The 5,404-nt window shown below is 70.2% G+C and carries 5 protein-coding genes; all 5 read left to right on the forward strand.

Features of this window, described 5'->3' with window-relative positions; translation table 11 throughout:
* On the forward strand, nucleotides 1-811 hold an 811-nt coding region (locus E1218_RS34815), incomplete at its 5' end, for an MFS transporter (protein WP_165949558.1).
* Nucleotides 812-838: 27 nt separating this feature from the next.
* Nucleotides 839-1,663, forward strand: a complete 825-nt coding sequence (locus E1218_RS34820; RefSeq protein WP_132327294.1) for a GNAT family N-acetyltransferase — start codon at nucleotides 839-841, stop codon at nucleotides 1,661-1,663.
* Between the two features lie 54 nt (nucleotides 1,664-1,717).
* The gene (locus E1218_RS34825; protein ID WP_132327295.1) at nucleotides 1,718-3,016 is read left to right on the forward strand and encodes a M14 family zinc carboxypeptidase; all 1,299 of its coding nucleotides are present in this window, start codon (nucleotides 1,718-1,720) and stop codon (nucleotides 3,014-3,016) included.
* Between the two features lie 23 nt (nucleotides 3,017-3,039).
* Nucleotides 3,040-3,411: a DoxX family protein gene (locus E1218_RS34830; protein ID WP_132327296.1), complete on the forward strand. Its 372-nt coding sequence runs from the start codon at nucleotides 3,040-3,042 to the stop codon at nucleotides 3,409-3,411.
* A 115-nt stretch (nucleotides 3,412-3,526) separates the two neighbouring features.
* Nucleotides 3,527-5,290: a proline--tRNA ligase gene (locus E1218_RS34835; RefSeq protein WP_132327297.1), complete on the forward strand. Its 1,764-nt coding sequence runs from the start codon at nucleotides 3,527-3,529 to the stop codon at nucleotides 5,288-5,290.
* Nucleotides 5,291-5,404: the final 114 nt, after the last annotated feature.

Raw genomic sequence — 5,404 nt, forward strand, 5'->3', positions numbered from 1 at the left:
GGCCGGCCTCGCCCTGGCGGTATTGAACCCGGCCAGCCTGCTCGCTCTCGACGCGTTGAGTTTCGTCGCCTCCGCGGTCGCCGTCCGCGGCATCGTCCGGGCGATGTCGAAGCGCCGGGAAGGACAGTTGCCGCTGCGGCCGCGGGTGATCTTCGCCGACATCGCGGAAGGTGTCCGGTTCCTGGTGCGGCATCCCGGAGTACGGACGATGACGATCGTCGGCAGCGTGCAGTCGTTCGCCGGCGGCGGGTTCGTCGCGCTGATGGTGGTCTGGTGCGACCGCATCCTGCACATCGGTACGTCGGGAGTCCGGTTCGGGCTCGTGTGGGGTGCGTGGGGGATCGGCGGGCTGATCGCCGCGGTCGGTCTGCCGCGGCTGCTGAGGCGGATGCCGCCGGCCGCGATCACGCTCTACGCGCTGCCGATGTCGGCGGTGCTCGGGATCGTCACCGCGCTGGCGCCCGGGTGGGGCCTGGCCGCGCTCTCGTTGCTCGTGTGGGGTTCGGCGTACGTGCTGGTGATCGTCAACTCGATCTCGTACCGGCAGCAGGTGACGCCCGAGGAGTTGCTCGGCCGGGTCAACACGGCCGGCCGGATGCTGTCGTGGGGCGTCGGCTGGACGCTGGGGTCGATCGTCGGCGGACTGCTCGGGAACCAGTACGGCGTCCGGACCGCGATGGTGGTGATGGGCGCCTTCGGCTTCGTCGCGGTGGCGATCGCCTGGACCTCGCCGCTGCGCCGGATCGCGGCAGCGCACAACGCGGCCGACGACTCGGCGGACGACTCGGGGCACGACCCGTTGCACGCCTGAAAGGCGGTCATCCGCTAGGTTCTGCGCGTGGGCGTACGGGTTCTCGGTCCTCGTGACCTGGCGGCGGCGCGTGCCGTGATCGCTCGCGACCCGGTCGTCAACGTGTTCGTCGACAGCCTGGTGCAGGCATCCGGACTCGATCCGCGGCGGGGTGCCGAGGTCTGGGGGTACGTCGAGAAGGGCGTGCTCGAGGCGTTGTGCCACGCGGGCGGCAACATGGTGCCGGTGGGTGCGGACGACGCGGCCCTGCGCGCGTTCGCGGCGTACGCGCAGCGGCGTGGCCGCAACTGTTTCCAGATCCTCGGTCCGGCCCGCGCCGTCGAGCAGTTGTGGACCACGCTCGAACCGCACTGGGGACCGGCCCGCGAGGTCCGGGACAACCAGCCGTTCATGGTGGTCGAGGGCCCGCCGGCGATCGAGCCCGATCCGCTGGTCCGGCCGGTCGAGCCGGTCGAGCTGCCCATCCTCTACCCGGCCTGCGTGGCGATGTACACCGAGGAGGTCGGCGTACCGCCGCAGACCGGACCGGACGGGACGTTCTACCGGTCACGGGTGGCCGAGCTGATCCGGGCCGGGCGGGCGTTCGCGCGGATCGAGGACGGCCGGGTGGTGTTCAAGGCCGAGGTAGGGTCGGTCGGGACCGGGGTCTGCCAGATCCAGGGCGTCTGGGTCGATCCGGAGTTCCGCGGCCGCGGGCTGGCCGCGCCGGGGATGGCGGCCGTGGTCCAACTGGCCCGGCAGATCGCGCCGGTGGTGACGCTGTACGTGAACGCCTTCAACACCCCGGCCCGGGCGGCGTACGAGCGGGTCGGGTTCCGGACGGTCGAGACGTTCGCGACGATCCTGTTCTGATACTGGGCGCTCATCGTGATCCGGCGGTGACCGCTGGTGGGCTTACTTGTTCAGATGCGAAGACTCGTCGTCTCACTGGGCAGCCTCGGGCTGGTCGTGGTGGCCCTCACCGGCTTCCGGCCGGTCGAGGACGTCGCCTACTACTCGCTCAACCTGCCCGCCGGCGTGACCGTCGCGGACCTCGTCCGGGACGGCTACGACATCGGCCACGGCCACGGGTCGCGTCCAACCGTCGTCGCGACTCCGGCCGAGGCCGCGCGGTTGCGGGAGCGGGGCGTCGTACTCGGGAAGACCGGCGACGTCTACCAGCCGGTGCCGCGGTCCGAGGCCGGAGGAGCGACGTACTACGGCGGCTACCGCACGACCGCGGGACACGAGCAGCACAACGCGGACGTCGCGACGGCGCATCCGGAACTGGTGAAACTGCTCGACATCGGCGACTCGTGGAAGAAGAGCAAGGGCCAGGGCGGTCACGACATCCAGGCCCTGTGCATCACCAAGCAGGTGGCCGGGGACTGCGCGCTGAGCACCGCGGGGAAGAAGCCGAAGTTCGTGCTGCACACCCAGATCCACGCCCGGGAGATCGTGACCGGTGAGATCGCTTACCGCTGGATCGACCTGCTGGTCGGGTCGTACGGCGCGGACCGGGAGATCACCTCGCTGCTCGACACGCGTGAACTCTGGGTCGTGCCGATCGCCAACCCCGACGGCGTGGACGTGGTCACGTCGGACCCGAACCGGCCGGTGCTGCACCGCAAGAACGTCGACGACCATGCGGGCGGTTGTCCCGCGGCCGACGCCGGGGTCGACCTGAACCGGAACTCGTCGTTCCAGTGGGACGTGCGCCAGGGTGGGCCGTGCGACGAGACGTACCCGGGCGTCAGGGCGGTGTCCGAGCCGGAGACGGTCGCTGTCCAGGGGTTGCTCGAGGCGATCTTCCCCGACACCAAGGGCGAGGTGAGCGATCCGGCCGGCGCGGGCACGACCGGGGTGATGCTCAGTCTGCACAGTTTCGGCAACGACATCCTGGCGCCGTACGCCTACACGAACACGGCCGCGCCGGACCGGGCGAAGCTGGTTGCCTTGGGCAAGAAAATGGGGCAGCTGACCGGGTATCCGGTGTCCACCGGGGACGGCGGGGTCGGGTACTTCGCGCCGGGGTCGACGGACGACTGGTTGTACGGGACGCGGGGCGTTCCGGCGTACACGTTCGAGATCGGGCCGTCGTCCGGGGCGTGTGCGGGCTTCCTGCCGGCGTACTCCTGCGTGGCGTCGACGTTCTGGCCGGCGGTGAAACCAGCGTTGGTTTACGCCGCCCGCGCGGCGGCGGCGCCGTACGGGACGCTGCCGTGATCACCGTCGGGTAGGCTCCCCGGATGGCGTCTCGGAGCAGGACCACCACCGCGCTGGCCGTGCTGTTCGGCGTACTCGGGGTTCTGCATTTCGTGAAGCCCCGGCCGTTCGTGCGGATCGTGCCCCGGGCGCTCCCGCGGAAGCAGGAACTGGTTTACGCGTCAGGTGTGGCTGAACTGGCTTGTGCGGCGGGACTCCTGCATCCGCGCACCCGACGGACGGCCGGGCTGGCCGGCGCAGGGCTGCTGATGGCCGTCTTCCCGGCGAACGTGCAGATGGCGGCCGACCTGCAGCGGACGGGAACCGGGCCGGCGAAGGTGGTCGCGTGGATCCGCCTGCCGCTGCAGGTCCCGTTGATCCGCTGGGCCCTGAAGGCGGCTCGCGAGGGCCGCTGAGGCGGTCCGGGCGGCCATGGCCTGTGGATAACGTGGTGAGAGCATGGTCGCGGGACGGATATCCTCTGTGACGTCCGTTGTTCCAGTCATCTCTTCTCAGGCTTTGGAGACTCCCGTGATTCTGCGCATGTCGTCGCTGTTCCTCCGCACCCTTCGCGAGGACCCGGCGGACGCGGAGGTCCCGAGCCACAAGCTGCTCGTCCGCGCCGGCTACATCCGTCGGGCCGCGCCCGGCATCTATACCTGGCTGCCGCTGGGGTTGCGGGTGCTGCGCAACGTCGAGCGGATCGTGCGCGAGGAGATGGACGCGATCGGCGCGCAGGAGCTGGTGTTCCCCGCGCTGCTGCCCCGGGAGCCCTACGAGGCGACCGGCCGCTGGACCGAGTACGGTCCCAACATCTTCCGGCTGAAGGACCGCAAGGGCGCCGACATGCTGCTCGGGCCGACGCACGAGGAGATGTTCACGCTGGTCGTGAAGGAACTCTACTCGTCGTACAAGGACCTGCCGCTGTCGATCTACCAGATCCAGAACAAGTACCGCGACGAGGCGCGGCCGCGGGCCGGCGTGCTGCGCGGGCGCGAGTTCGTGATGAAGGACTCGTACTCGTTCGACGTCGACGACGAGGGCCTGGCGGCGTCGTACGAGCGGCACCGCGAGGCGTACATCAAGATCTTCGACCGGCTCGGCTTCGACTACGTGATCGTGAAGGCGATGTCCGGCGCGATGGGCGGGTCCCGGTCCGAGGAGTTCCTGGCGATCGCCGAGAACGGTGAGGACACCTTCGTCCGCTCGCCGGGCGGGTACGCCGCCAACGTCGAGGCGGTCGTGGTTCCGCAGGCCGAGCCCGTGGACGCCTCCGGCGTACCCGCGGCCGAGGTCGTGGACACCCCGGACACCCCGACGATCGACACCCTGGTGGACGCGCTGAACGCGAAGCACGCGCGGGCCGACGGTCGCGAGTGGACCGCCGCGGACACGTTGAAGAACGTGCTCGTCATGCTCGTGCACCCCGACGGGACGCGTGAGCCGCTGGCGATCGGCGTACCGGGCGACCGGGCGATCGACGAGAAACGGCTGGGCGCGCAGTTCGAGCCCGCCGAGGTGGTCGCGTTCGAGGAGTCGGACTTCGAGAAGTTCCCTTCGCTGGCGAAGGGCTACATCGGTCCCGGTGTGCTCGGCGCGGAGAACACGTCCAAGATCCGCTACCTGCTCGACCCCCGGATCGCCGAGGGGTCGGCGTGGGTGACGGGTGCGGACAAGTCCGGCTACCACGTGATCAACCTCGTGCACGGCCGCGACTTCACCGCCGACGGCACGATCCAGGCCGCCGAGGTGCGCGACGGCGACGAGGCGCCCGACGGTTCGGGTCCGCTCGCGTCGGCCCGCGGGATCGAGATGGGCCACATCTTCCAGCTCGGCCGGAAGTACGCCGACGCCCTGGACCTGAAGGTCCTCGACCGCAACGGCAAGCTGGTGACCGTCACCATGGGTTCCTACGGTGTCGGCGTGACCCGCGCGGTGGCCGCGATCGCCGAGGGCAACCACGACGAGCTCGGCCTCGTCTGGCCCCGTGAGATCGCTCCCGCCAACGTCCACCTGGTTGCCACCGGCAAGGACGCCGAGGTCTTCCGGAAGGCGGCCGAGCTGGCCGCCGAGCTGGAGTCCCGCGGCCTGACGGTGATGTACGACGACCGCGAGAAGGTCTCCCCGGGCGTCAAGTTCAAGGACGCCGAGCTCATCGGCGTCCCCACCATCGCCGTCGTCGGCAAGGGCCTCGCCGAAGGCACCATCGAGGTCAAGGACCGCCGCACCAACACCAGCGCCGACGTCCCCCTCACCGAGGTCGTCGACCATCTGGTCTCGGTCGTCCGCGGCTGACCGGCTTCGCCACCTGTGGGCCGTTCTCCCGAAGGAGAGCGGCCCACAACCGCGTCACGGTCGGATCCAGACTGTCCAGCGTTCCACGCGGTGGTAGGCGAGACGGGTGTAGAC

It is taken from the genome of Kribbella turkmenica, assembly GCF_004348725.1.
GTDB classification, from domain to species: Bacteria; Actinomycetota; Actinomycetes; order Propionibacteriales; family Kribbellaceae; genus Kribbella; species Kribbella turkmenica.